Below are 26,639 nucleotides of genomic sequence, written 5' to 3'. Positions count from 1 at the left end.
TGCTTTGACGGGGCGGAGTGTGCGTGGATTAGTTGGCGTCTTTGATGCGGAAAGATGGAGATTCGATGGAGCCGGCGATAGGAGACGAAACGAGGGCGTCGGCGAGGGTGGAAATGGTCTGATGAATCGGGCGGCGCGGTATCATGCGCGCGGTGTTGCCGACACTTTGCGTGCCGGCCCCGTCAACGAGGATCGAGTTCGCCGTGACCGATAACGACCCGCTCATCAACGACATGCCTACGACGTGGCAGGCCAGGCTGGCCGGCTGCCGATGGACGCGACAGACGGACGGCCAGTCGGATGCCGCGGTGTTCCGGCTCGATGCGCGCGACGGCTCGCGCCGGTTCGTCAAAACCGAGCCGGCGGGGCCGCTCGGCGAATTGCCGGACGAGGCGGTGCGGCTGCGCTGGCTGGCGACGACGGGCGTGCCGGGCGCGCGGGTGCTCGACGTCGCGTCGGCGGCGGGGCGCGAGTGGCTGCTGCTGAGCGCGGTGCGCGGCGACAACCTCGCCGTCGCGTCACTTGCGCCGGAGACGAAAGTGACGATCGTCGCCGACGCGCTGCGTGCGCTGCATCGGCTCGATCCGGCCACATGCCCGTTCGATCACGGCGCGGCGCGTCGAATCGCGCGCGCCCGGGCACGGATCGACGCAGGGCTCGTCGACGAGGACAACCTCGATGATGCGAATACGGGCGTGCCGCTCGACAAGATGTTCGCGAGGTTACTGGCGCAACGGCCGGCGATCGAGGACGGGGTCGTCACGCACGGCGACGCGTGTCTGCCGAACTTCATGGTCGACGACGGCCGCTTCTCCGGCTTCATCGATTGCGGGCGCCTGGGCGTGGCCGATCGCTATCAGGATCTGGCGCTGGCATCGCGCGATATCGAAGCGGACCTGGGCAGCGAATGGGTCGCGCCTTTCTTCGTGCGGTACGGGATCGAACGTCCCGATCCGGAGCGGATCGCTTTCTATCGTCTGCTCGACGAGTTTTTCTGAATCCGAGCCCTGCACGAGTGACGCACGGGACGGTTTGCCTGTTCCGTACGTCAACCCAATTTCGTAGTCGTCCTGATGTTTCGGCGCGGATGCCGGCGTCCACTACGAAGTCCTTGCGTCAGTCGCGATCTCGTCACGCGTAGGCGAAACGAAGGCCGTCGCCGAGCGTGCACTGGAAAACCTGAGCGGGCGCGACCGGCTGGTACGTGGTCGGCGACAGCGAGCGGACCGTCACCGTCGCGCTTTCATCCTGCATCACGCGGTACTGGATCAGTTCGAGGACGGTCGCGCCGCTTGGCTGGACGGTGAGGTGCTGGTTGGCGAACGCGAGCGTATTGCCGCCGACTTCCATGAAGTCGCGTATCGCGAAGCCGCCCGACACGGTGGGCGCCGCTGCCTGGGTGCCTGCCTGCTGCGCGTTCTGGCACTGGTTCGGCGAAAAGATCGCGGTGACCGTCACGCTGGCAAAGAGCCGCGTGCGCAACTGGCGATACGAATTGGCGCTGTCCGGTAGGGGGCTCGCGGCGGTTGCCGCGAGACTGGTTGCCACGCCGGCGGCAACCAGAACAATGGCGAAGCGATTCAGCATTTTCCTGTCTCCGTGCGATGAAACCCACGGCACGATAGCACGGTGCATCCGCATTGTTCAGACGGTTGATTCGTAGTCGCGCTACCGTTTGGCGCCCGCCTCCCGCAGTGCGTCCACGGCATACGCGTTGTCGTGCGTCAGCGCGAGTTGAAGCAACGACTGGCCGCGCCGGTCGACATGGTTCGGATTCGCGCCATGCGCGACGAGCAGCGGAATCAGCTCGAAGCGGTTGAACAGCGTCGCGAACCCCAGCGCGGTTTCGCCGGCGCCGTTCGTCTGGTCGATCGGGCAGTGCGTGTCGATCAGGCGCCGCGCGATGTCGGGTTCATTCTTGAAGAGGGCGCCCATCAGCGCCGTATTGCCGTGACGATCGCCCGTGCACGCATTGGCGCCGGCCGATAAAAGGTAGTCGAGCGCCGCGGGCTGGCCGTCGTATGCCGCGAGGATCACGGCCGTATAGCCGTGGCCGTCGGTGGCGTCGACCGGATAGCCGGCGTCGTGCAACGCGCGCAGGATGTCGACGCGGCCGACGCGCGCGGCGTCGAACCAGTCGTCGTCATAGCGGCGTAGCGCGGCAGGGTCGGCCTTGCCGTAGGTTGGCCGGTCGGGCAGGTGCGCGCAGCCGGCGAGCGCGGCCAGCGCGAGCGCCGCCGCGGCCGCGCGGATCGCGTGGGGGAAGCGTTCGAATCGCATGAGGGTGTCCTGATGAAGTGGTCGGGCCGACGTGCGCGGCGCGAGCGCGCACGTCGGCAACGGCCCGAGCCGCGAGGATCAGTTGTCGCTCAGCTTCGCCGCGAGCGACTGCACTTGCTGGACGTTCGCGTGAACGGCCTGCGCGAGACGCGTACCGTAATCGGCGTCGGCCTTGTAGAAGTACGACAGCATCGCGTACTGGTTCTGCGCGTTCTTCACCTGGCCGAGGTCGCCGGACAGCGCGGTGACGAGGTCGTCCTTGTCCTGCTGCGACAGGCTGCGGTAGTACTCGCCCGCCTGACGGAACGGCAGCTTCTTGCGGATCGCTTCCTGCTGCGTCGTGCCGTCGAGCGCCATGCGGACCGATTTGTACTGCGGGTCCTGCGCGAGTTCGTTCAGCGTCGACGGTTCGTAGTTCACCTCGCCCTTGCGGCCGCCCGCATTCATCTTGCCGTCCTGGTTGTTGTTGACCACCGGCACGACGGGGCGATTGATCGGCAGATCCATGTAGTTCGCGCCGAGCCGGTACATCTGCGTGTCGGCGTACGCGAACAGGCGGTCCTGCAGCATCCGGTCCTCGGACGGCTCGATCCCCGGCACGAGCCGCGACGGCGCGAACGCCGATTCCTCGGTCGACTGGAAGTAGTTGTCGGGCACGCGATCGAGCGTCATCGTGCCGATCTTGCGTTCAGGCACGCCGGTCCAGACCTTCGTGTCGTCGAGCGCGTCGAAGTCGAAGCGGTTCAGGTCCTTCGGTGTGAGCACCTGCACGTACAGGTCCCACTTCGGGAAATCGCCCTGTTTCAGCGCGCCGTACAGGTCGTTCGTCATCATGTTCCAGTCGCGGCCGATCGATGCGGCGATCTCTTGCGGACGCAGGCCGTGCACGCCTTGCCGGCTCTTCCAGTGGAACTTCACGTAATGCACGTCGCCTTGCGCATTGACGAACTTGAACGCATGCACCGCGAAGCCGTCCATGTGGCGATACGAATCGGGCATGCCCTCGTCCGTGTACAGCCTCGTCAGCATGTGGGTCGCTTCGGGCGTGTGCGCGAAGAAGTCGAACGCGAGGTTCGGGTCCTGCACGCCGGTCACGGCGCTCGGTTTGTTCGCGTGCACGAAGTCGGGGAACTTGATGCCGTCGCGAATGAAGAACACCGGCCAGTTGATGCCGACCATGTCCCAGTTGCCCTGCTGCGTATAGAACTTCACCGCGAAGCCGCGCGGGTCGCGCGCCTGTTCGGGCGAGCCGCGATAGCCCATCACGGTGGAGAAGCGCACGAACACCGGCGTGCGGGTGCCCGGCGTGAAGACTTTCGCTTTCGTCAGGTCGGAGATGTCGGCGCTCGGCACGAACTCGCCGAATGCACCGGTGCCGCGCGCATGCACGACGCGCTCCGGAATGCGCTCGCGATCGAAGCGCTGCAGCTTCTCGATGAGCGCGGAGTCTTGCAGCAGCACCGGGCCGGCGGGGCCGGCCGTCTGCGAATTCTGGTTGTCGCCGACGGGCGCGCCGGTGTCGCGCGTGAGTTCGGCGGCGTACGGCGAAGCGGAGAGTGCCACGCAGATTGCGGCGACTGCGTGCCGCAGCACGCGAGGGGAAGATGAGGACATGACGATGGAACTCCTTGAATCCGATCGGTGGTGGGGAAGCCGACTGAATTAGAAGAGATCGTCAGACGATTGGCTAATTGATATTCGATATGTTTTCGATAGTCGTGGCGTCGATGCGGCGCGAACCGTTCGTTGCGCGGGAAGCGAAGCAGTATTGTTGCGCGCGCAATGAGTTGTTGCGGAATTGTTTCGACGAGCATGATGCATCGGTCGTGCATGATTTGCGTCGGCGCCGTCAACCGGCGCTTGCCTGCCATCCGAGCCCGAGGCTCTTCTGCACCGACACGTAATTCTTGATCAGTTCGGCTTGCCCGGCGATCACGTTCTGCTGCGCGGACAACGCTTCCCGTTGCGTGTCGAGCAGGTCGATCATCGACGCGACGCCCGCGCGATAGCGCTGGTCCATCAGCGTGCGCGAATGCACGGCCGACGTCTGCACCTTCGTCAACGCGACGACGTGCTCGCGCTGATGCCCGTAACGCTGCAACGCGGTGTTGGCATCCTGCAATGCACCGAGCACGGCCTTCTGATAATTCGCTTCCGCTTCGTCGCGCGACGCTTCGGCCGCGCGCACCGCGCCGCGCGTGCGTCCGAAGTCGAGAATGTTCCATTGCAGGTACGGCGCGCCGACCCACGTGAAATTCTGCTTGCGGAACAGGTGGCCGGGGTCGGTCGCGCTGAAACCGAGATCGCCGAGCAACGTCACCTTCGGGAAATAGTCGGCGACATGCTCGCCGATCTGCGCATTGCTCGACGCGAGCCGGCGCTCGGCCGCGCGAATATCGGGGCGCTGTTTCAGCAGCGTGGCCGGATCGCCGATCGCAACGCTGGCGGGCAGCGTCGGCAAGGCCGCGTCCGGGGTCGATAGCGCCGCATCGAGCGCGCCCGGCGCGCGGCCCGTCAGGATCGCGAGCCGGTCGAGCGACTCGGTGACCTGCGCATCGAGCGGGATCAGCGACGCGCGCGTGTTCTCGACCTGCGTCGTCAGGCGCTCGATGTCCGTATCGGCCGCGACGCCGCGTGCGCGGCGCTGCTGCGTGAGGTCGAGCATCTGCTGCTGCAATTGCGCGGTGCGTCGCGACAACGCCAGCCGTTGCTGCTGGTCGCGCAGGTCGACATACGCATTCGCGACTTCGGCCGCGATCGACACCTGCGTGTCGGCGAGATCGGCATCGACCGCTTCGGCCTGCGCGGACGCGGCTTCGACCGCGCGGCGCGTGCCGCCGAACAGGTCGATTTCCCAGGTCGCGTCGAAGCCTGCCGAATAGAGTTGCAGCGGCCCCGAGCCGCCGAGCGACGGCGACGCGCCACCCGACTGGCCCGAGCCGTTCGACGGCAGCAGCGAGCCGGCCGCGCCGACGTCCGGTTCCCGCATGCGGATGGCCGCGACGGTGGCCGACGATTTCGGCATCTGCGCGGCGCGCTGTTGCGAGAGCTGCGCGCGGGCCGCGCGCAAGCGGGCCTGCGCCGCGTGCAGATCGGGGTTGTACACGAGTGCGGCGATGATCAGCTCGTCGAGCTGGCGATCGTTCAGCGCGTGCCACCACGCGCTCGGTGCGGGCGCGGCGGTGTCGACGCCGGTGGCCGGCGCACGCACGAAGGTCGGCGCATCCGGCGCGGCGGGCGCGCCGCGGTAGTCGGGGCCGACCGTGCAGCCGGCGAGCAGGCATGCGGCCGCGCACAGGGTGAGCGTGGGGCGGCGGGGCAGGGAGAAGGGTTTCATCGCGTATGACGGGTCAATGGCCGGACGACATCGGTTGCGGCCCGCGCGGCGTTCTCAGCAGCAGCGCGAGCGGCACGCAGGCGAGCAGCGCGAGGCCCAGCAGGTAGAAGGTTTCGGAGTAGGTCATCACGATGGCCTGGATCTGGATCTGCTGCGCCAACTGGCCGAGCGCGCGCAGGTTCGAATACGCAAGATCGCCGGTGTGCGCGAACCAGTTGGCCGTATAGGCCGACAGTCGATCCTGCCCGATCAGCGAGTTCGCGCTCACCGATTCGCGCAGCGCGGCCGTATGGAAGGTCGTGCGCCGGTCGATCACGGTGCCGATGATCGCGAGCCCGATCGAGCCGCCGAGGTTGCGCGCCATGTTGTAGAGCCCGGCCGCATCGCCCGAGTCTTCGCGCGCGACGGCCGCCATCGACGCCTGGTTGAGCGGCATCATCGCGAGCATCTGCGCGAGACCGCGAATCAGCTGCGACCACACGAAATCATGGCCCACGCTCTGCGCGGTCAGGCTGATGTCGAGCATGCAGCTCAGGCAGAACAGCAGCAGCCCCGTGATCACGAGGATGCGGAAATCCACCTTGCCGAGCAGGCGCGGCAGGATCGGCATCACGAGAAAGGCCGGCAGCCCCGACAGCAGCATGATCGCGCCGGCCTGTTCCGCGTTGTAGCCGGCGACGATCGCGAGGAACTGCGGCAGCAGGTAGGACACGCCGTACAGCCCGGCGCCGACCGCGGATACGATCACGATCACGCTCGCGTAGCGCGGGTTGCGCATCAACGACAGCCGCATGATCGGCCGCTTCGCGAAGCGTTGCGACAGCGCGATCAGGACCATCCCGGCGAACGACACGATGCTCAGCGTGACGATCATCTGCGATTCGAACCAGCGTTCGCGCTGGCCTTCCTCGAGCACGACGGTCAGCGAGCTGAGGCCGATCGCGAGACCGAAGATGCCGAGCCAGTCCGCGTTGAAGAACGCACTCCAGTGCGGCCGGTCCGACGGCAGCCCGAACACCAGCAGCGCCATCAGCAGCAGGCACACGGGCAGGTTCAGGAAGAAGCACCAGCTCCAGTTCACGTTTTCCGCGAGCCAGCCGCCCAGCACCGGGCCGAACAGCGGCCCGAGCAGCACGATCAGGCCGAACAGCGTCATCCCGACCGGCAACTGCGACAGCGGCAGGCGCGTGCGGATGATGGTCTGCGCGGTCGGGATCAGCGCGCCGCCGGTGAAGCCCTGGCCGATCCGGCCGGCGATCATCATCGGCAGCGAGTGCGACCAGCCGCACATCATCGAGAACGCGATGAACAGCGCGGAATTCGTCAGCAGGAAATTGCGCAACCCGAACACGCGCGTGAGCCAGGCGGCGAGCGGGATCATCACGATTTCCGACATCAGGTAGCCGGTCGAGATCCACGTGCCTTCGGTGCCGGTCGCGCCGATTTCGCCCTGGATCTGCGGCAGCGCGGAGTTCGTGATCGAGATGTCGAGCGTCGCCATCAGCGCGCCGAGCGCGCCGGCCGCGACCGCGATCCAGTCGGTCACGCTCGCGCGGCCTTCGTGCGGCGGCGCGGGCATCGTGGCGGGCGTATCAGCCATGATGCTGCTCGTCGCGGGCGGAGCGCGTATCGACGTCGACCGTCACCGACAGCCCGGGCAACAGCATGCGCTGCGCGCGGGCGTTCGCGGCGAGACGGATGCGCACCGGCACGCGCTGGACGATCTTCGTGAAGTTGCCGGTCGCGTTCTCGGGCGGCAGCAGCGCGAACTGCGCACCGGTGCCGGGCGCGAAGCTGTCGACTACGCCGGACAGCGGGCCGTCCGGCAGCGCATCGACATGCAGCTCGACGGGTTGGCCGATGCGCATGTTGCCGATCTGCGTTTCCTTGAAGTTCGCGACGAGATAGATCGAGTCCACCGGCACGACGGTCAGCAGGCGCGTGCCGGGCTGCACGTATTGCCCGACGCGCACCGTGCGATCGCCGACGCGGCCCGCGAGCGTGCTGCGCACGATCGTGTTGTCGAGGTCGAGTTGCGCCTGTGCGGCGCTGGCCTGCGCAGCCTCGAGCTGCGCGCGTGCCTGCTGGAGCTGCGCGGTGAACGACGCGATCTGCGTGCGGGCGGCGGCGATCGACGCATTGTTCGCGGCGAGCGTCGCCGCCGCCTGATCGCGCGTGCTCTTCAGGTCGGCCACGCGTTCATGCGTTTCGGCGCCCGTCGCCGCGAGCGGTGCGTAGCGCGTGTACTCGTCGCTCGCGTGCTGCGCGTTGATGCGCGACACCTTCGCCTGCGCGTCGGCCTGTTCGAGGTTCGCGTGCTGCTGGCTGATGTCGGCTTCGGCGCGCGCGATATCGGCGCGACGGGCGTCGACGGTCGCCAGCGCCTGCGCGAGCGCCACCTGGTACTGGCGGACGTCGAGCCGCACGAGCGGGTCGCCGGCCTTCACGGGCTGGTTGTCGCGCACGTAGACGTCGGTCACGTAGCCGGCCACCTTCGGTGCGGCGGTCATGCTGTCCGCCTGCAGATACGCGTCGTTGGTGCTTTCGATGAAGCGGCCGACCGTCCACCAGCGGCCGAGCCACACCGCGCCGCCGATGGCCGCGAGCACGGCGACCGCGAGCAGGACGCGCCGTTTCGTTCCGCCGTTCCGGTTGCGCGGCATTGTTCCGTTTTCCTGACGATCTGCTTTCTGTGGCGGGTCTTGTGGCGTCGACATGCGGGATCCAATTTATTCCGAGTGGAAGAATTATTCCAGTTGGTAAAATTGTGTCAAGTAGAATGTCGATCGATCGAATGACGAGGAAGGCATGAACGAAGCGAAGAAGCTGCGCCGCACGTCGGCGGGCGGCTATGCGCGCGGCGACGAGACGCGCCAGCGGATCATCGAGGCGGCGATCGAACTGTTCGGCGAACGCGGGTTCGCGGGCGCGTCGACGCGCGAGATCGCCGCGATGGCGGGCGTGAACGCGCCGGCGCTCCAGTACTACTTCGAGAACAAGGAAGGCGTGTACCGCGCGTGCGTCGAGACGATCGCGGAGCACGGCTGGGCGGTGTTCGCGCCGGCGGTCGGCCATGCGCGGGCGATGCTCGAGGCCCATGCGAGCGTCGACGAACTGATCGATGCGTTCATCGGGCTGCTGCGCGCGCTGTCGGACCGGATGTTCACCGCGCCGAAGACGATGAACCAGCGGATGTTCTTCGCGCGCGAGCAGGGCGGCCAGGAACCGGCGAGCGCAAGCGAGATCCTGATGACGCGCATGCGCAAGCCGCTCAACGACGTGAGCGCCGAGCTGATCGGCCGCATCACCGGCCGGCCGGCCGACGATTCCGTCACGCGGTTGCGCGCGCTGAGCCTGTTCGGGCAGATCACGGTGTTCCACATCGCGCAGCGTTCGGCGCTGCAGTTGCTCGAATGGGACGCGTTCGAGGGCGAACGCGCGGCGCTGGTGACCGAAACGATTGCCGACCAGACCCGCGTGCTGCTCGAGCAGTGGCATGCGCAGCGCGATGCGGGTGCCGCCGGTTCGGAAGCCGTTGCGAAGCGCGGGCAGGGTGCCGTCGCGAAGCGCGCGGCGAAGCCGGGGGCGGCACCGCCCGCGGCGAAACGCACGGCGCGCGTAAAGAAGCCTGCCGCGCGTTGAGCGCGGCCAGTTACCTGTCCCGGGCGATCGCGATCAACCCGGCTTGCGCGCCGCTTCGTCGGGCGACGGCGGCGGGGCTGCCGTATCGGTGGGATTCCGCGTGTCGGCGCGCGGATCGTTTTCGTCGGCGGCGACAGGCCGCGAGCCGTCCGCATAGGCCACGACGCTGCGCTGCGGATTGGCGATCCGGATTCCGCGTTCGCGGAACGTCTCGGCGATCCGCCGGTTGAATTCGCGCTGCACGCTCCAGCGCGCCGAGTCCGTGCACTGCATCTGTCCGGCCAGCGCGAGCGCCGCGCCGTCGACCTGGTCGATACCCCAGTAGCTGAAGTCCGACAGGATGCCGTCGTGATACTTCGGATCGTCGCGCAATGCGGCGCCGATTTCCTTCAGCGTCGCGATCGCGCGGTCGATGTCCTCGCCGTACGCGATGCTGACCTTGACGGCCGCGTTGCCGAGCCCGCGATTCGTGTTGTTGACGGTCGTCACCGAGCTGAACGGGATCGTGTACAGCGACCCGTCGCCGGCGCGCAGCCGCACGGTGCGGATCGACAGGTATTCGACCGTGCCCGACACGCCGGCGAGCGTGACCCAGTCGCCGACCTGCATCGCGTTTTCCATCAGCAGGAAGATCCCGGTGATGAAATCCTGCACCAGCTTCTGCGAGCCGAAGCCCAGCGCGACGCCGAAGATGCTGGCGCCGGCCAGCAGCGGCCCGACGTTCACGCCGAGTTCGCTGAGGCCCGTCAGCACGACGACGAGCGCGATCATCACGAACAGCAGCGAGCGCAGCATCGGCAGCAGCGTGCGCAGCCGCGCCGCGCGCACCAGGTTGCCTTCGCGCGTCCAGCGCTGCAGGCGGCGCTCGATCGCGATGTTGGCCGCTTCCCACACGACGAGTGCGACGATCGCCGCGATCGCGATCGTCACCAGCGCGGACGCGAGCCGGTGGCCGATCGTGCCGGTTTCGAACGCGCGGAAGATCGGCACGCCCCAGATCTGCAGCAGCAGCACGAGGGTCACGACGCCGATCGCCCCGGACACGATCTGGCGCAGCAGCGGGTAGTAGCGGTACGCGTGCAGATGAACGAGCGTGCGGTCGTCCTCGCGGCGCTGGAACAGCCGCGCGAGCGCGCCGAACACGACGATCGACACCATCCGCATCGCGATCATCACCGCGATCGAGCGGCCGCCGAGCGTGATCAGCACGCGGTAACCGTTGTGGACGTCGAGCGCCCACACGAACCACAGCGCCATCACGATGAAGACCGAGACGGGCGCCCACGCGTCCGCGAGCGCGTTGCCGACGACCGAGAAGGTCGGACGATCCGCGCCGGCGGCACGGATGCGTGCCGCGACCGGGCGCCGGCACTGCAGGATTAGCACCGAGATCATCACGTGGCCGACGAGCGCGACGGCCTTCAGCAGCGCGACATGGCCGGCTTCGTTCAGACCGAAGTTCGCGGCGATCTCGACGGCCGCCGTGCATGCGCCGACCACGATCACGATCCGTGCGATCGAGCGTTGCGCGAATTCGGCCCATGCGTCGCTGATATGCAGCAGCCGCAATTGCCGCGCATCGGGCTGGAAGAACAGCCGGCTGACGATCGTGACGAGCCGGCAGATCACGTAGATGTCGATCAATGCTTCGAGCGCGGCGTCGATCGGCGTGCCGGCTTCGTCGAGCAACGACATCGTCAGGCTCGCGACGCCGACGAATACGAGCAGCGGCACCACGCGCAGCGCGAGACTGACGAGCGCGCGCGGCAGCCGGTGCAGCAGCGTGGTGTGTCGGCGTGCATGGCCGCGGCTTTGCGTGGACGAGGGAGCGTCGACCGTGTCGGCGTGATCGGGTGGGGCGGATGTATCGGGCGGCGGTGCGTGATCCTCGTCCGATGCGGCGGAATCGGACGCGGTGCGGCGCGACGTATCGGCGCGGCGTGCGGCCACCGCGGCCAGCGCGCGTCGCAACACCCGCTTCGCGAGCCATTCGACGACGAGCGCCGGCAGGAGCACCGCGAGGAGGATCCCGAGCGTGCGAGTGAGATCCGCCCGCTGGTCGGCGCGCACCAGCTTGTCGTGCCACCAGCTGCCCACCGACCCGATGTCGAGCAGCGAGCGCAGCGATTCCTGCAGCGCGTTGCCGATCTGAGCGGCCCAGCGCGATCCCTGGCGGACGAGCATCGATGCGAGCCCGTTCGACGTGAGCGCGGCCGGCGCGGCGGCCGCCGATGCGCCGCTGGCCGCAGACGCTGCGCTGGCCGGCACCGCCGGTGCGCTCAACGCGCCGACCGCCGCGATGGCGCGTAGCGTCGTTTCGACTTGCGCGCGCTCGCGCGGGTTTTCGAGCACATTCAGTGCCTGCCGCGCCTGTTGCGGCGTCAGTGCGGGCGCGGCGTCGGAGGCGGCCGACGCGGCGGCCGGAGCGGGAGCGGCCGCGTGGGCGGCCGAGACGACGGCGGCGAGCAGCCAGCCGAGAAGGATATGTCGCATGGAGTGGGCATGCGGGTGCGTGTCATCACGCGGCCCGCCAGGCTGAACGATGGACGGAAGTTAACATGATCGCGATCGGGACCGAATAGTTCCGTCGTTCCGTCGCCGACGATTCGGATCGGGCATGCGCGACGTCGGCCATGCAGGCGCGCAAGTCGTGTGCCGGACGCAGACCGTCGGCGGTCCGATATCGGACGCAAGATCCCGCTTCCACGATCGTAAGGAGCCTGTCACGCGGGTTTATCGACGCCGGCGCGGGATGCGTCACCCAGCGAGCGCTCGTTCGATCACGATCCACGCGTGCATTCCATCACGGAATTCGGATTCCTGATGAATTACGCCTGCTCGTCATGAAATACCGGCAAGACGTGCTCGGCGATTTCTTCGATGACCTCGCGCACGGGTCGGTCCGAGCCCAGGTTCAGCGTGACATGATGCGTACCCGCCGCGCGCATGTCCCGCAGGATGTCGACCAACGCGCGGCGCCCGGTAGCGTAACCGAGCGACAGCGCGGTGGCCGGCGTATCGGGGTGCGTGGCGAGATCGAGGCGCATCGAGACGCCGAACGCGCGAAACGGCGGCGACGCGAGCCGCTCGACCGCCGCGCGCCACATCGAATAGCGGGCGCGCTGCGTATCCGGATCGCGGTGATACGTCATCCAGCCGATCGAATGCCGGGCGATCCAGTCGACGCTCTGTCCACCCGAGCCGACCGCAAGCATCGGCACCGCGTCGCCGTCGCGCGGCAGCAGCGTGAATTCGGGCGCATCGGGCGGCGCTTCGTCGGGCAGCACGCGCGACGGCACGCCGAGCGCGGCCGCGACGACGTCCCAGTGCGCGCGATAGCGGTCGCGCCGCGTTTGCGCGTCGACGCCGAACGCCGCGTATTCGGGCGGCCGGTCGCCGGAGCCGAGCCCGAGGATGAAGCGCCCGCCCGACAGCGTCGCGACCGACAGCGCACCTTTCGCGATATGCAGCGGATGGCGCAGCGGCAGCACGATCGCGCCGCTGGCGAGCGCGATCCGGCGGGTGCGCGACGCCAGCGCGCCGAGCAGCACCCACGGATCGAGGTGGCCGACCGGGTCCGGATAGTCGGCGCTGTTCAGCGGCACGTCGCGAATCCACAGCGCGCGAAAGCCGAGCGAATCGGCCAGCGCCGCGAGTTCGAGCTGTTCGTTGAAGTCCGCGACGATGTGGCCGCTGCGAAGCAGCGGAAGCGTGAGGCCGATCGACAGCCGCCCGGCCGAGAAGACGCGATGCGCGACGTCGGCGCGGGTGGAAGCGGAAGGGGTCATGGCGAGTCCTTGGAGGCGAGGCGACGGGAACGCGCGGCGTTCCGTGTCCGAATGCTAGCGTGTTTGCGCGATGCGCGATGCGCGAGCGGGACGGTTCCGCCCCGCGCTACCCGACCCGCAGCGTCGCGCCACGCAACAAGAGCCCCAGGCGTGACGCCACGCGTTGCGACGCGCGGTTGTCGCGGTCGGTGCTGTAGAACAGCGTGCGCGTGCGCAGCGACGGCAAGCGCGACCACGCGGCGGTGACGGCGGCCGCGAGGCTGCGCCCACGGAACGCCGGCGCGGTCGCGACACCGAGTTCGGCGCCGACGTCGGACAGTCGCGCGGCAAACGCGATCGACGCGATTTCGCCGTCGACCACAGCCGCGCACCACGGCGCCCACAGATCGGCGGCGCTTCGAAACCCCATCGACAGCAGCCCTTCCGGCATGCCGTGCACGGCCAGCGATCGCAGCAATCGTCGACCCGTGTCGCTGTCGCCGTCGACCAGCGTGGCGTGCGCGTCGGTATCGAATTCGAGCGCATGCGGCAACGCATACACGAGGCCGATGTTCCAGTGCGAAACGGGTGCGAGCAATCCGAGATAGCGTTCGAGGTGCGTGGGCGGCGCGTCGTCCGACCACGGCGGTTCACTGTCGGCCACGCGCGTCAGTTCGTCCGCGATGCCGGCGGGTACGTCCGCACGTACGCCGGACAGCGTGCCGCCCGCGCAGCGGCCGAGCCAGAAGCGTGGCGCCGGCGATTCGTCGGGATCGTTCTCGCGTTCGATCCGGCGATCGGGGTGCAGCCTGAACAGCGTGCGGTAGTCGATCTCCAGCCAGTTCTTCGTGTCGGGCATGCGGCGAGTGCGGGTTCCGGTCGGGCGGTGCAGATCCGCGGGAAGGGGCAATGCCGGGCGCTCGCATCCGGTGACGGGGCGGCGCCAATCGTGGCCGATTGTAAGGCGATTGGCCGCCGCGCGCAGCGCCGACGCGACGATGCCGGCGGCACCGGCGGTGCGTTTCAGTTTCGAAACATTCGGGCTTTCTGACGGGGCGCGATGCCTGCCCGCGGCCTTGCCGGGCCCCGCGAGGCCTTGCGCCATGAAACATGGTGCGCTCCTTGCATGGTGGTATGGGCCGTGAGCGCGATCGCGGGCGCAGTCGACCCGGCAATCGCTTCAGTGGGTCGGATGTATCGGAGACGGGGACAAGAGAATGAAAAAAGACCGAAACGCAACGAATCGTGTTGCAAACATGAATCGCCGACCTGCCAGGGTAGTCGCTTCGCCGCTGATTGCGGCGACGTGAGCGAGCGGCTTTCCGTTCCATCCGAGCAATCGGGTTCGTTCTGAACGACGACGTGCATGCGTGACGCACGAAGCCGACCGGTGCCGGTCGGCCGTCGCGGATGAACCGCGAACGCAGGCGGATGGCGTCGGCCCGGATCCCGGAATCGTCATGCCATGACACCACGCCCGTCGTCGCGCGGCGAACGCGTTTGCGCGATGGGCATCGCATCGGCGTGACGAGCCGGTGGAACGGGATCGGGTCGGGAAGGCCGATGACGCGCCGATGCGCGCGGCAGGCGGAACACGCAGGGTCCAGGGGAACGGCCGTCGATCGCGGTATGACGGGCGTCGCAACATTGTGCTGTCAGTTGATCCACTACCCCGATGGATCAATTGTTGAAGCGCCCGTCGCCGAGCGGCGACGGGCGTCTTTTTGCGTGCGCGGGCGTGCCGTGGCGGCGGTCCGCCCGATCGCACGGCGTTCTGTATCATGTGCTGGCGTGCGTGGCCGCCCGTGCGGGCGCACGGCCTGCCGGCGCGACCGATCACGTTGCCAACATGAACGATAAAGCCTTGCCCGATCAAGCCTTGCCCGATCCCTCCATCGCCGACGTCGATCCGGCCGCGCTCGATGCGCTGCACACGTTCGTCGAGCGTCATCCGCGCCTGCTCGTGCTGACCGGCGCGGGCATCAGCACCGATTCCGGCATTCCCGGTTACCGCGACCGCAACGGTCAATGGATGCGCTCACCGCCGATCCAGCTCCACGAATTCCTCGGCTCCGATGCCGCGCGGCGCCGCTACTGGGCGCGCAGCATGATCGGCTGGCCGGTCGTGGGCCGCGCGCGGCCGAACGGGTCGCACGTCGCGCTGGCGCGGCTCGGCGGCGCTGGCCGGATCGAACGCCTCGTCACGCAGAACGTCGACGGCCTGCATCAGCGGGCGGGCAGCGACGACGTGATCGAACTGCACGGCGGGATCAACGGCGTGACCTGCCTCGACTGCGGCGCGCATCACGCGCGGGCGACGATCCAGACCGTGCTCGAAGCCGACAATCCCGAGTTGCTGGGCGCGCAGGCCGAGCCGGCGGCGGACGGCGACGCGCATCTCGAATGGGCCGCGCTCGATACGTTCCGCATCCCGGCTTGCCCCGCGTGTGGCGGCCTGCTGAAGCCGGCGGTGGTGTTCTTCGGCGAGAACGTGCCGCGCGAACGCGTGGCGCTGGCGTCGCAGGCGCTCGATGCGGCCGACGCGCTGCTCGTCGTCGGTTCGTCGCTGATGGTGTATTCCGGCTACCGCTTCTGCGTGTGGGCGCAGGCGCAGCACAAGCCGCTTGCCGCCCTCAATCTCGGCCATACGCGCGCCGACCCGATACTGACGCTGAAGGTCGAGGCGCATTGCGCACCCGCGCTCGACGCACTCGTGGCGCGGCTCGGGCTCGGGCGCAGCAGCGCGGGCGACACGCAGGAGCATGCATCGTGACCGGCGCCGCTTCTTCCCCCGATCCGTCCGCGCGGCTGTCGGCGCCGGCGGCCGAACGCAATCGCGGGCCGATCCTCGACGTGCTGCGGCGCGTGCTGCCGGCGAGCGGCAGCGTGCTCGAAATCGCGAGCGGCACCGGGCAGCACGTCGTTCATTTCGCGCAGGCGTTGCCGGGCTTGCACTGGCAGCCGAGCGATCCCGATGCGCAGGCGCGGCGTTCGATCGCCGCGTGGGTCGCGCATGCGGGCCTCGCGAACGTCGCCGGGCCGCTGGCGTTCGACGTGCGCGACACGCCGTGGCCGGTCGCGGCGCTCGACGCGATCGTCTGCATCAACATGATCCATATCTCGCCGTGGGCCTGCACCGGCGCGCTGTTCGCCGGTGCGTCGCGCGTGCTGCGGCCGGGCGGCGTGCTGTTCCTGTACGGCCCGTACCGTCGCGAAGGCCGGCATACGGCGCCGTCGAACGAGGCGTTCGACCAGCAGTTGCGCAGCCGCGATCCGTCGTGGGGCGTGCGCGATCTGGAGACCGTGGTCGCGCTCGGCCTCGATCTCGGGCTCGACTGCATCGAGGTCGTCGAGATGCCGGCGAACAACCTGGGCGTCGTGTTCCGGCGCCTGCCGCACGCGGAGCAATGACACGCAAGTGCGCAGCGCCGCCGGGTTTCCACTATCCTTTCGCCTGTGCGCGCGGCCCGGCTCGGGTCGCGCCCCGTTTTTTCCGGAGAATTGACTAATGGGCAAACAAGCAATCGGTGTGATCGGGCTCGCGGTGATGGGCCGCAATCTCGCACTCAATATCGAGAGCCGCGGTTACGCGGTGTCGGTGTTCAACCGCAGTCGCGAGAAAACCGACGAACTGATCGCCGAATTCCCCGGCCGCAATCTGGTGCCGACCTATACGCTCGAAGAATTCGTCGCGTCGCTCGAAACGCCGCGCCGGATCCTGATGATGGTGAAGGCCGGGGAAGCGACCGATGCGACGATCGCCTCGCTCAAGCCGCTGCTCGAGAAGGGCGACGTGCTGATCGACGGTGGCAACACGCATTTCACCGACACGATCCGCCGCAACCAGGAACTCGCGCAGTCGGGCCTGCATTTCATCGGCACCGGCGTGTCGGGCGGCGAAGAGGGCGCGCTGCGCGGCCCGTCGATCATGCCCGGCGGCCAGCGCGACGCGTACGACCTCGTCGAGCCGATCCTCAAGCAGATCGCCGCGAAGGCGCCGTCGGACGGCGAGCCGTGCGTCGCGTACATGGGCCCGGACGGTGCGGGCCACTACGTGAAGATGGTCCACAACGGCATCGAATACGGCGACATGCAGCTGATCGCCGAAAGCTACTCGGTGCTGAAGGACGTCGCGGGCCTGACCAACGACGAACTCGGCGCGGTGTACACCGAATGGAACCAGGGCGAGCTCGACAGCTACCTGATCGAGATCACGTCGAAGATCTTCGGCAAGAAGGATGAAGAAACCGGCAAGCATCTCGTCGACGTGATCCTCGATCGCGCCGCGCAGAAGGGCACCGGCAAGTGGACGAGCCAGAACGCGCTGGATCTGGGCGTGCCGCTGCCGCTCATCACCGAGTCGGTGTTCGCGCGCGTGCTGTCGTCGCTGAAGACCGAGCGCGTCGCGGCCAGCAAGATCCTGTCGGGCCCGGCCGCCGCGCCGTTCGACGGCGATCGCGCTGCATTCGTCGAAGCGGTGCGCCGCGCGCTGTATCTGAGCAAGGTGATCTCGTACGCGCAGGGCTTCGCGCAGCTGCGCACGGCGTCGGAAGAATACGGCTGGAACCTCGATCTCGGGACGATCGCGAAGATCTTCCGCGCGGGCTGCATCATCCGCGCGCGCTTCCTGCAGAAGATCACCGACGCGTATGCGAAGGATCCGGCGCTCGCGAACCTGCTGCTCGACCCGTACTTCAAGGACATCGCCGCGAACTACCAGACCGCGCTGCGCGACGTCGTGGTGGCCGCGGTGAAGGCCGGCGTGCCGGTCCCGGCGTTCGCGTCGGCGGTCGCGTACTTCGACAGCTACCGGTCCGAGCGGCTGCCCGCGAACCTCGTGCAGGCGCAGCGCGACTTCTTCGGCGCGCACACGTTCGAGCGCACGGACAAGCCGGGCAGCTTCCACGCGAACTGGTCGTAACCGGCCGGTGGTGGCGGCATTGTTGCGAAAATCTATTCTTTGAATAGGGTTTTTCTATCCCGGATGCCGGCATTGTTGGCTCCGGGGAAACAGTGTTTTCGTTCTTTCATGGTTTTCCCTAGGTGCTGCCGGGACTAAACTCTGTTCCATCGCTGCAGACATGGTGTGTGCGGCGGAGCAAAAAAATCCCGGAGGTAATCATGAAATCGCTGATCGCAACGTTCGCTGCTGCTGCTGTCCTCGCCGTCCCCGCCGTCTCGTTCGCCCAACAGAACGCGCCCGTCACCCGTGCCCAGGTGAAGGCCGAGCTGGTTCAGCTCCAACAGGCCGGCTACAAGCTGGGCAGCGACCGGACCAACTACCCGGAAAGCATCCAGGCCGCCGAAGCCCGTCTGAACCCGCAACAGAACGTCGCCGCTGCCGACACGACCGGCTACGGTGCGCAACCGGCTGCTGGTCAGGAATCGGGCGCGCCGGCCTCGGCCAAGACCGGCTGGCAAGTCAAGCGCATCTCGGATGGCGCACCGGTCTACAAGGGTCGTTAATGGCACGGCCGCGCTGGCGACCGCATCTGACCCCCTGTAGTACGAACCCCGTCGTACCGCTATGCGGAACGACGGGGTGTTTTCATTGGAACGCGCAATGAATGCGGCGGCGTTCAGTGCAGCGGGCGTCTGCCGCCCCCGATCTCGCGGAACAGCGCCTCGGCCGGTTCCAGCACCTGCAGCCACGTTTCGTCGTAACCGCTCAGCGTATCGAGCGCGTCGCGCAGTCGTTCGATCGCGAGGACCGGCAACTCGACGCTGTGGCGCGTGGCGCCGGTCAGGTGCGTGACGCTCGCCAGCTGAACCAGCGCGTCGGCCGCTTCGGCGACGTCGGTCGCGAACAACAGGTGCCGGTTGAGCAATTCGACCAGACCGCTGGAACCGGCGAAATCGTCGGCGTCGAGCTGCACGGAGAGAAACGTCGCGTTATTCATTGTCTTGCTCCTCGTTGTCGTTGGATCGCGCTGCGCACCACCGAGTATAGGCGGCGATCGAAGCGGAGAATATGACGGGGCCGATACGGCGGGCGAGGGCGGCCGCGCCCGCGAGAAACCCGCAAGCGCCGGCCGGATGGCCCGCCCGGCGCGGCGCGCGGCCCGCCGGGATGCCGGTGCGACGCCGCAAGATTGTTTCCGGATCGGGCAACTGTCGGGGTGTTGACCGCGACAAATGGTATCTTTGCCGGTCGGGACGACGCGAAAAAGGGGCCGGTGAGCTCATCCGCGCCGACGTTCCGCTGTGGAAACTGACGGCCGCGAAAGCGGTCGGATACTGGTTGATCCGGCCGTTCGGCCGGACATCGTGCGTCGCGCGCCGGGGGGCGGTGGGCGGCGCGACGACGCAAATCCGGGAGGACCCTTGAGAGAAACTATTCCCATCCACGACACGCTCACGCGCTGGCTGCCGCAGGCGGCGCTCGTTGCCGCGGCCATCGCGCTGACGGGCTGCACGATGACGCCGTGGACCGACAGCTGGCAACCCACGCGCCAGCCGGCGCCCACGTCGGCTGCGACGCCGGGTGTGATTGCCGGCTATTACCGCGTGAACCCGGGCGATACGCTGGCGGGCATCGCGAGCGCTTACGGGCAGCGCGTGCAGGACGTGGCCAGCTGGAACCACATGGCGCCGACGGACGCCGTGTCGCCGGGCCAGGTGCTGCGGGTCGCGCCGCCGCCGGCGGCGAATGCGTACGGGCAGCCGCCCGCGGCCGCCGCCCAGCCGGGCTCGCTCGCGTGGCCGGCCACGGGTGTCGTCGCGACGCCGTTTGCGGCCGGCAAGACGCGCGGCGTCGTGATCGCCGCATCCGGGCCCGACCACTCGGTGCGGGCCGCGGCAAACGGGCGCGTGGTGTACGCCGGCTCCGGCGTCAAGGCGTACGGCCCGCTCGTGATCCTGAAGCACGACAACGGGCTCATCACGGCCTACGGGCACAACGGCAAGCTGCTCGTCAACGAAGGCGACGCGGTGCGCCAGGGCCAGCCGGTCGCCGAAATGGGCACCGACGCGAGCGGTCGTTCGACGTTCGAGTTCGAAGTCCGCCAGAACGGCAAGGTCGTCGATCCGATGAACTTCCTGCCGCGCAACGGCGGCTGATCGTCGGTATCGCCACGTGTGCGCCGGGCGGCGCACACGTTCGAACCGCTTCCATCTTCATCCTTCCTTAAGCGTCGCGCTGCCAGACTGTCTCGCATGATTGCCGAGCCAGCGAATGCCCAGTGCGAGCGCCGCCGCGCCGAGCGCGATCAGCGAACACTGGATCGCGACCGGCAGGTAGCCGTGCGGCCGCGGATCGACGAACGGGTAGGGATACCAGTCCTCCACCGCGCCGCGCACGAGCGTATAGCCGAGATAGACGACCGGAAAGCCGAGCCACGCGAACGCACTGCGGCGCGGAATCGGCGAGCGCGGTTCGACATACAGCCAGTCGCACAGCATCACGAGCGGCACGATCCGGTGCAGTACCCAGTTGTTGAACGCCGGCGTGACGTGGCGCAGCGCATCGAGCCGCGCGAGCAGCAGCTCGTAGACGATCGCGGTGATCAGCACGTACAGCACTGCCGCGCCGCGCATCGATTCGTAGCGGGCCGAGCCGGGGCGCGCGATGCGCCACAGCCCCGCGGCCAGCATCGCAGCCGCGTAGAGGCTGCTCAGTTGCGTGAAGTAGCTGAGGTAGTTGCCGAGATGGAAGCTCGGCAGGCGCCAGTAGTCGGCGACGCTGTGCAGCGTGGTGGACACCGCGAGCAATGCGGCGATCAGCCGGTAGGCTGCAACGAAGAACGCTTTGCTCATGATGCCCGCGCGCCGTCGCACCAAAGCTTCATCGTGCCACAGCCGCCCGGGCGCGCGATGCGGATTTTCCATAGGCCGGCCGCGCGCGGCGCGCGTTGACGATTTGTCGGATATTTGACCGCGCCGTGCAAAACCGGCCGCCCGCGCGGCTACAATCGTCACAGCCTTGCCGGGCGCAGGCCGGCTGCAGCTGGCGCCCCTCCCCGAATACGACACGAGACGAAGCATGAAAAACATCCTCGCGAAACAGACGCGCTACAGCTCGCCCGCGATCTTCTTCCACTGGGCCATCTTCCTGCTGGTCGCGCTGGCCTACCTGGCCATCGAGATCCGCGGACCGAAAGGCAGCGACAGCCGGGCGTTCTGGATGAACGTGCACCTGACGGCCGGTACGTTCGTCCTCGTGCTGTCGGTGCTGCGCGTGCTGTGGCGACTGGTCAGCCGCGCGCCGGAAGCGATTCCGCAGGCGACGCTGCTGCGCTGGCTGTCGAAGCTCGCGCATCTCGCGCTCTACGTATTCATCATCGCGCAGCCGCTGCTCGGCATCATGATGATCAACATGGGCGGCAAGCCGGTGTCGCTCGACTGGCTCGGCGTGTCGTTCACGCTGTTCGGCCCCGACAAGGCGCTGCGGCCGACGATCAAGGAAGCGCACGAGCTGATCGGCAACGCGTTCTACTTCGTGATCGGCCTGCATGCGCTGGCCGCGCTCTACCATCACTTCATCCGGCGCGACGACGTGCTGCGGCGCATGGCGCCCTGATCATCGCGCGTCCGAAGCGCATCGCAGGCGGGGGCGCATGGTTGTGTTGACAACCATGCGCCCCCGGTTCGTTTACCGTCGTCGGCACTGGTCATCGCGTTGAACATTCTGTAACATCTCGGCTGTTTTTACATTCCGCTTACCCGTCGCCGCACATGCTGCACCGACATCGTCACCTGACTGCCTGGCTTGGCCTGCTCGCGATCTGGATCGCGATCGCCGCGCCGCTGGTGTCGCAGTGGCGTATCGCGCAGGCGGCCACGCCCGATGCGATCGTCTGCAGTACCGAGCATGGCGCGCATCGTGCGCCCGCTGCCGGCGGCATGCACGATCATGCGCTGCATCTCGACGCGTGCGGCTACTGCGGCTTCTTCGCTCATAGCCCGGCCATCGGCGCGCCTGCCGCCGCGTCGGTCGGCGCCGTTCCCGTCGTTTCCGTTTCCGTCGCCGCGCCGCCTGCCGTCGCGGCGCGCAGCGACCGCTATCCGCGCGCCTATCCGCGCGCACCGCCCGAGCGCGCCTGACGCGTTTCCCGCCGTTTCTCATTCCGCCGATATCCGTGCGGCCCGTCGAGGCCGCGTGGAGGGCGTCACTCGGGCTTTCGATCATGACCAATTTCCAGTTGCGTGCGCCACGGGCGTCACGCAATGCCCGTGCGCGGCCCTTGCCGCGCATGCTGAAACTCACCGTTCCCGCGCTGGCTGTCGGCGCGCTGGCCGCGAGCGCCGCCGCGGCCGAAACGGCGCCTGCGGCCGGCGCGACGGCGAACGACGCCGCGATGCTGTTGCCGCCCGTCGAAGTCGTCGCGGCGCCGCTGTCGACGCCGCTCGTCGTCGTCACCGATCCGAAGGCGCCGCGCCAGCCGCTGCCCGCCAGCGACGGCGCCGACTACCTGAAGACGATCCCCGGCTTCACGTCGATCCGCAGCGGTGGCACGAACGGCGATCCCGTGCTGCGCGGGATGTTCGGTTCGCGGTTGAACATCCTGGCGAACGGGATGCCGACGCTCGGCGCGTGCCCGAACCGGATGGACGCGCCGACGTCGTACATCGCACCGGAAAGCTATGACAAGGTGACGGTCGTGAAGGGGCCGCAGACCGTGCTGTACGGTCCCGGCGCATCGGCCGGCACCGTGCTGTTCGAGCGTGTGACGCCGCGTTTCGAGCGCCCCGGCATGCGCTTCGAGGGCAGCCTGGTCGGCGGATCGTTCGGCCGCAACGACCAGAACATCGACCTCACCGCCGGCACGCCGGACGTCTATGGCCGCGTGACCGCGAACCACGCGCATTCGCAGGACTACCAGGACGGCAACGGCAACACCGTGCCGTCGCAGTGGGACAAGTGGAACGCCGATGCGGCGCTCGGCTGGACGCCCGACGACCATACGCGCGTCGAGCTGACCGCCGGCACCGGCGACGGCTACGCACGCTATGCGGGCCGCGGGATGGACGGCGCGCATTTCCGCCGCGAGACGTTCGGCCTGTCGTTCGACAAGCGGCATCTCGGCGACGTGCTCGACCGGATCGAGGCGCGCGTGTACTACAACGAAGCCGATCACGTGATGGACAACTACACGTTGCGGCAGCCCGACCCCGCGAGCAGCATGCCGATGCGGATGGCCGCGGACGTGCGGCGCCGCACGGTGGGCGCGCGTGCGGCCGCGACGTTCCGCTTCGGCGACGACTTCAAGCTCGTCACGGGCGTCGATGCGCAATCGAACCGGCTCGATTCGCGCTCGTCGATGGGGCAGCAGAACTACCGCGACCAGCCGTGGGATGCGCAGGCGACCATGTGGAATGCGGGCGTGTTCAGCGAGCTGACGTGGTATGCGAGCGACGTATCGCGCGTGATCGGCGGCGCGCGCGTCGACTATGCGAGCGCACGCGACAAGCGCGCGATGAAGCGCGGCATGATGATGAGCAAGCCGAATCCGACGTTCGACGACGATCGGACGAAGGTGCTGCCGAGCGGCTTCGTGCGCTACGAGCGCGATCTCGCGTCGCTGCCCGTCACGTGGTACGCGGGGATCGGCCACGCGGAGCGTTATCCGGACTACTGGGAACTGTTCTCCGCGACGCGCGGGCCGACCGGGTCGGTCAACGCGTTCTCGGCGGTGCGGCCGGAGAAGACCACGCAGCTCGATATCGGCGCGCAATACAAGAGCGACCGGTTCGATGCATGGGTGTCGGCGTACGCGGGCTACGTCCAGGACTTCATCCTGTTCGACTATGCGACCGGCATGATGGGTCCGACCACGCAGGCGACCAACGTCAACGCGCAGATCATGGGTGGCGAGGCCGGCGTGTCGTGGCGGCCGGTCGCGCCGCTGCGCGTCGAGACGTCGCTCGCGTATGCGTGGGGGCGCAACGTGGCGAGCGGCGATCCGCTGCCGCAGATGCCGCCGCTGGAGGCGCGCATCGGGCTCGAATACACGCGCGGCGCCTGGTCGGCGGGCGGCCTGTGGCGCATCGTTGCGTCGCAGCATCGCTATGCGCTGAACGAGGGCAACGTGGTCGGCAAGGACTTCGGCCCGAGCGCCGGATTCGGCGTGTTGTCGCTGCATACGCAGTACAACGTCAGCAAGACCGTGCAGATTTCGGTGGGGGTCGACAACGTGCTGAACAAGGCCTACACCGAGCATTTGAACCTTGCCGGCAACGCGGGTTTCGGCTATCCGGCGAATGCGCCGGTGATGGAGCCGGGGCGTACCGCGTGGGTACGCGTGAGCGCGAAGCTGTAGCGCGCCACGCGCGTGTGCGCCGCAGCATGCGCGTGCCTGCACGCCGCCCCGCCCGAACGGGCGGGGCGCGTCAACCGATTAGAGAACCGTATCTAGTCGGGGCGCAAACGTTCGCGAGTCGTGCTTCACTCCCGCATTCGACACACGAGGTCCGTGCGAGGCGGCGTGCGTGTCGATCCGGTGTCATTCGCACCGGCAGCACAATAATCAGGAGAACATGCATGGCCAAATCGATGCGTTCCAGGGTAATGGCAGGGGCAGTGGCATGCGCGATGAGCGTCGCGCCGTTCGCGGGGACGGCCGCGCTGACGACGCTCGCGACGACGCACGCGGCGATGGCGGCAACCGCGCCCGCCGACGACTATGCGACGACGCGCTATCCGATCATTCTCGTGCACGGGTTGACCGGCACCGACAAGTACGCGGGCGTACTCGATTACTGGTACGGCATCCAGGAAGACCTGCAACAGCATGGCGCGACCGTCTACGTCGCGAACCTGTCGGGCTTCCAGAGCGACGACGGCCCGAACGGGCGCGGCGAACAGCTGCTGGCTTACGTGAAGACGGTGCTCGCCGCGACCGGCGCGACCAAGGTCAATCTCGTCGGTCACAGCCAGGGCGGGCTGACGTCGCGCTATGTCGCGGCCGTCGCGCCCGATCTCGTCGCGTCGGTGACGACGATCGGCACGCCGCATCGCGGCTCCGAGTTCGCCGACTTCGTGCAGGACGTGCTCGCATACGATCCGACCGGACTGTCGTCGACGGTGATCGCCGCGTTCGTCAATGTATTCGGAATCCTGACGAGCAGCAGCCACAACACGAACCAGGACGCACTTGCGTCGCTGAAGACGCTGACGACCGCGCAGGCCGCCACCTACAACCAGAACTATCCGAGCGCGGGCCTCGGCGCTCCCGGCAGTTGCCAGACCGGCGCGCCGACGGAAACCGTCGGCGGCAACACGCATCTGCTGTATTCGTGGGCCGGCACGGCGATCCAGCCGACGCTGTCGCTGTTCGGCGTGACGGGGGCGACGGATACGAGCACCGTTCCGGTCGTCGATCCGGCGAACGTGCTCGACCTGTCGACGCTCGCGCTGTTCGGCACGGGCACGGTGATGATCAACCGCGGTTCGGGCGAGAACGACGGGCTCGTGTCGAAGTGCAGCGCGCTGTACGGCAAGGTGCTGAGCACGCGCTACAAGTGGAACCATATCGACGAGATCAACCAGCTGCTCGGCGTGCGCGGCGCGTATGCGGAAGACCCGGTCGCGGTGATCCGCACGCATGCGAACCGGCTGAAGCTCGCGGGCGTGTGATCGATGGCGGCACGTGAAGGGCGCGCGCCGCTCGTGCGGCGCGCTGCGATCTACGGGGGCGTGGGGCTCGCGGCAGTCGCCGGCGTCGCGATGTGGAGCGGTGCGGGATCGCATCGCGGCACGGGCGCAGCGGGTGATGCGCCGGAGGCGGCCGCGGTGGGCGGCGTGGCGGTCGCCGCATCGCAGGCCGCGGTGCCGGCGAGTGCGGGCGTGCCGCCGTCGCTCGCCGGTTCCAGTGCGCCGCGGTTGCCGCTCGATGCAGGCGGCCATCTCGCGAAGTCGCGCACGGTGCGCGATTTCTTCGACTATTGCCTGACCGCGCGGAGCGACCTGAGCGCGGCCGCGCTCGATGCGTTCGTCGTTCGCGAGATCGCCGCGCAGCTCGACGGCACGGTCGCACAGGCGGAGGCGCTCGACGTGTGGCATCGGTATCGCGCGTATCTCGATGCGCTCGCGACATTGCGCGACGCCGGTGCGGTCGACAAGTCCGATCCCGGCGTGTTGCAGCTCGCGCTCGATCAGCGGGCGTCGATCGCGTACCGCACGCTCGGCGACTGGAGCCAGCCGTTCTTCGGCGCGGAGCAGTGGCGGCAGCGCTATGACCTCGCACGCTTGAAGATCACTCAGGACCGCTCATTGACCGATGCGCAGAAGGCCGAACGGCTCGCGGCGCTCGAGCAGCAGATGCCGGCCGACGAACGCGAGGCGCAGCAGCGGGTGGACCGGCAGCGCGCGGCGATCGACCAGATCGCGCAATTGCGGAAGAGCGGCGCGACGCCCGATGCGATGCGCGCGCAACTGACGCAGACGCTCGGGCCCGAGGCGGCGGCGCGCGTCGCGCAGATGCAGCAGGACGATGCGTCGTGGCAGAGCCGTTACGCGGATTATGCGGCGCAGCGTACGCAGATCGAGTCGGCCGGCCTGTCGCCGCAGGACCGCGACGCACAGATTGCCGCACTGCGGCAGCGCGTGTTCACGAAGCCCGGCGAAGCCGTACGCGCGGCGTCGCTCGATCGCGGCGCGGGCAGCGCGCATTGAC

23 protein-coding genes are annotated in these 26,639 nt (G+C 68.1%); 12 read left to right on the top strand and 11 right to left on the bottom strand.

Annotated elements, in window-relative coordinates:
• Positions 1 to 233: 233 nt before the first annotated feature.
• Positions 234 to 998: an APH(3')-II family aminoglycoside O-phosphotransferase gene (locus tag H0X90_RS03770; protein WP_077190840.1), complete on the top strand. Its 765-nt coding sequence runs from the start codon at positions 234 to 236 to the stop codon at positions 996 to 998.
• Positions 999 to 1,131: 133 nt separating this feature from the next.
• Here the strand turns inward: H0X90_RS03770 and H0X90_RS03765 are convergent, their stop codons facing one another.
• From H0X90_RS03765 to H0X90_RS03740, 6 genes are all read right to left on the bottom strand, one after another.
• On the bottom strand, positions 1,132 to 1,587 hold the full coding sequence (locus tag H0X90_RS03765; protein WP_077190778.1) for a VirK family protein: 456 nt from the start codon (positions 1,585 to 1,587) through the stop codon (positions 1,132 to 1,134).
• Positions 1,588 to 1,668: 81 nt separating this feature from the next.
• Complete coding sequence (locus tag H0X90_RS03760) at positions 1,669 to 2,280, bottom strand: ankyrin repeat domain-containing protein (RefSeq protein WP_006483790.1); 612 nt, start codon at positions 2,278 to 2,280, stop codon at positions 1,669 to 1,671.
• Positions 2,281 to 2,358: 78 nt separating this feature from the next.
• A complete protein-coding gene (locus H0X90_RS03755) occupies positions 2,359 to 3,894 on the bottom strand; it encodes a catalase (RefSeq protein ID WP_077190777.1) in 1,536 nt (511 codons plus the stop codon).
• A gap of 235 nt (positions 3,895 to 4,129) precedes the next feature.
• Entirely contained in the window at positions 4,130 to 5,617 is a 1,488-nt protein-coding gene (locus H0X90_RS03750; RefSeq protein ID WP_077190776.1) for an efflux transporter outer membrane subunit, read from the bottom strand.
• Positions 5,618 to 5,630: 13 nt separating this feature from the next.
• Complete coding sequence (locus H0X90_RS03745) at positions 5,631 to 7,217, bottom strand: MDR family MFS transporter (protein ID WP_006495984.1); 1,587 nt, start codon at positions 7,215 to 7,217, stop codon at positions 5,631 to 5,633.
• Positions 7,210 to 8,334 carry an HlyD family secretion protein gene (locus H0X90_RS03740; protein WP_034202622.1) on the bottom strand — a complete coding sequence of 375 codons (1,125 nt, stop codon included), beginning with the start codon at positions 8,332 to 8,334 and terminating at the stop codon, positions 7,210 to 7,212. Before H0X90_RS03740 ends, H0X90_RS03745 begins: the two co-directional genes overlap by 8 nt.
• Before the next feature lie 91 nt (positions 8,335 to 8,425).
• Between H0X90_RS03740 and H0X90_RS03735 the strand changes: the two genes are divergently transcribed.
• Complete coding sequence (locus H0X90_RS03735) at positions 8,426 to 9,259, top strand: CerR family C-terminal domain-containing protein (RefSeq protein ID WP_077190775.1); 834 nt, start codon at positions 8,426 to 8,428, stop codon at positions 9,257 to 9,259.
• Positions 9,260 to 9,292: 33 nt separating this feature from the next.
• Here the strand turns inward: H0X90_RS03735 and H0X90_RS03730 are convergent, their stop codons facing one another.
• The 3 genes from H0X90_RS03730 to H0X90_RS03720 form a co-directional block, all read right to left on the bottom strand.
• Positions 9,293 to 11,752 carry a mechanosensitive ion channel family protein gene (locus tag H0X90_RS03730; protein WP_077021715.1) on the bottom strand — a complete coding sequence of 820 codons (2,460 nt, stop codon included), beginning with the start codon at positions 11,750 to 11,752 and terminating at the stop codon, positions 9,293 to 9,295.
• A 335-nt stretch (positions 11,753 to 12,087) separates the two neighbouring features.
• The gene (locus H0X90_RS03725) at positions 12,088 to 13,047 is read right to left on the bottom strand and encodes an LLM class oxidoreductase (protein WP_006495981.1); all 960 of its coding nucleotides are present in this window, start codon (positions 13,045 to 13,047) and stop codon (positions 12,088 to 12,090) included.
• Between the two features lie 106 nt (positions 13,048 to 13,153).
• On the bottom strand, positions 13,154 to 13,885 hold the full coding sequence (locus H0X90_RS03720; RefSeq protein WP_102898610.1) for a GNAT family N-acetyltransferase: 732 nt from the start codon (positions 13,883 to 13,885) through the stop codon (positions 13,154 to 13,156).
• A gap of 990 nt (positions 13,886 to 14,875) precedes the next feature.
• Here H0X90_RS03720 and H0X90_RS03715 point away from each other — a divergent pair.
• From H0X90_RS03715 to H0X90_RS03700, 4 genes are all read left to right on the top strand, one after another.
• Positions 14,876 to 15,799: an NAD-dependent protein deacetylase gene (locus tag H0X90_RS03715; protein WP_034178459.1), complete on the top strand. Its 924-nt coding sequence runs from the start codon at positions 14,876 to 14,878 to the stop codon at positions 15,797 to 15,799.
• Positions 15,796 to 16,437: a DUF938 domain-containing protein gene (locus tag H0X90_RS03710; protein WP_077190772.1), complete on the top strand. Its 642-nt coding sequence runs from the start codon at positions 15,796 to 15,798 to the stop codon at positions 16,435 to 16,437. Before H0X90_RS03715 ends, H0X90_RS03710 begins: the two co-directional genes overlap by 4 nt.
• Positions 16,438 to 16,534: 97 nt before the next feature.
• Positions 16,535 to 17,947: an NADP-dependent phosphogluconate dehydrogenase gene (gene gndA, locus H0X90_RS03705; RefSeq protein ID WP_006479382.1), complete on the top strand. Its 1,413-nt coding sequence runs from the start codon at positions 16,535 to 16,537 to the stop codon at positions 17,945 to 17,947.
• Positions 17,948 to 18,147: 200 nt separating this feature from the next.
• Positions 18,148 to 18,492: a DUF4148 domain-containing protein gene (locus H0X90_RS03700; RefSeq protein ID WP_077190771.1), complete on the top strand. Its 345-nt coding sequence runs from the start codon at positions 18,148 to 18,150 to the stop codon at positions 18,490 to 18,492.
• Between the two features lie 113 nt (positions 18,493 to 18,605).
• Here H0X90_RS03700 and H0X90_RS03695 read toward each other — a convergent pair whose 3' ends face one another.
• On the bottom strand, positions 18,606 to 18,926 hold the full coding sequence (locus H0X90_RS03695) for a hypothetical protein (protein WP_077190770.1): 321 nt from the start codon (positions 18,924 to 18,926) through the stop codon (positions 18,606 to 18,608).
• A 424-nt stretch (positions 18,927 to 19,350) separates the two neighbouring features.
• On the opposite strand from H0X90_RS03695, the gene H0X90_RS03690 reads away from it, so the two are divergent.
• A complete protein-coding gene (locus H0X90_RS03690; protein WP_006495975.1) occupies positions 19,351 to 20,085 on the top strand; it encodes a peptidoglycan DD-metalloendopeptidase family protein in 735 nt (244 codons plus the stop codon).
• Positions 20,086 to 20,142: 57 nt separating this feature from the next.
• On the opposite strand, the gene H0X90_RS03685 is transcribed toward H0X90_RS03690, so the two are convergent.
• Positions 20,143 to 20,781, bottom strand: a complete 639-nt coding sequence (locus H0X90_RS03685) for a Pr6Pr family membrane protein (protein ID WP_012493201.1) — start codon at positions 20,779 to 20,781, stop codon at positions 20,143 to 20,145.
• 226 nt (positions 20,782 to 21,007) lie between these two features.
• Here H0X90_RS03685 and H0X90_RS03680 point away from each other — a divergent pair, with 226 nt between their 5' ends.
• The 5 genes from H0X90_RS03680 (at position 21,008) to H0X90_RS03660 (ending at position 26,638) form a co-directional block, all read left to right on the top strand.
• Positions 21,008 to 21,544, top strand: coding sequence for a cytochrome b (locus H0X90_RS03680; RefSeq protein WP_006483770.1), 537 nt, complete (start codon positions 21,008 to 21,010; stop codon positions 21,542 to 21,544).
• Between the two features lie 155 nt (positions 21,545 to 21,699).
• Complete coding sequence (locus H0X90_RS03675; RefSeq protein WP_006483774.1) at positions 21,700 to 22,068, top strand: DUF2946 domain-containing protein; 369 nt, start codon at positions 21,700 to 21,702, stop codon at positions 22,066 to 22,068.
• An 83-nt stretch (positions 22,069 to 22,151) separates the two neighbouring features.
• Entirely contained in the window at positions 22,152 to 24,284 is a 2,133-nt protein-coding gene (locus tag H0X90_RS03670; RefSeq protein ID WP_034202614.1) for a TonB-dependent copper receptor, read from the top strand.
• Positions 24,285 to 24,505: 221 nt separating this feature from the next.
• Positions 24,506 to 25,600, top strand: coding sequence for a triacylglycerol lipase (locus H0X90_RS03665; protein ID WP_062885414.1), 1,095 nt, complete (start codon positions 24,506 to 24,508; stop codon positions 25,598 to 25,600).
• Positions 25,601 to 25,603: 3 nt separating this feature from the next.
• Positions 25,604 to 26,638, top strand: coding sequence for a lipase secretion chaperone (locus H0X90_RS03660; protein ID WP_077190769.1), 1,035 nt, complete (start codon positions 25,604 to 25,606; stop codon positions 26,636 to 26,638).
• Position 26,639 lies beyond the last annotated feature (1 nt).

The organism is Burkholderia sp. 9775_39 (assembly GCF_015712225.1).
Lineage (GTDB): Bacteria > Pseudomonadota > Gammaproteobacteria > Burkholderiales > Burkholderiaceae > Burkholderia > Burkholderia cenocepacia.
Note: the sequence above shows the minus strand (reverse complement) of the source record. Positions and strands in the feature narration are given on the sequence as shown.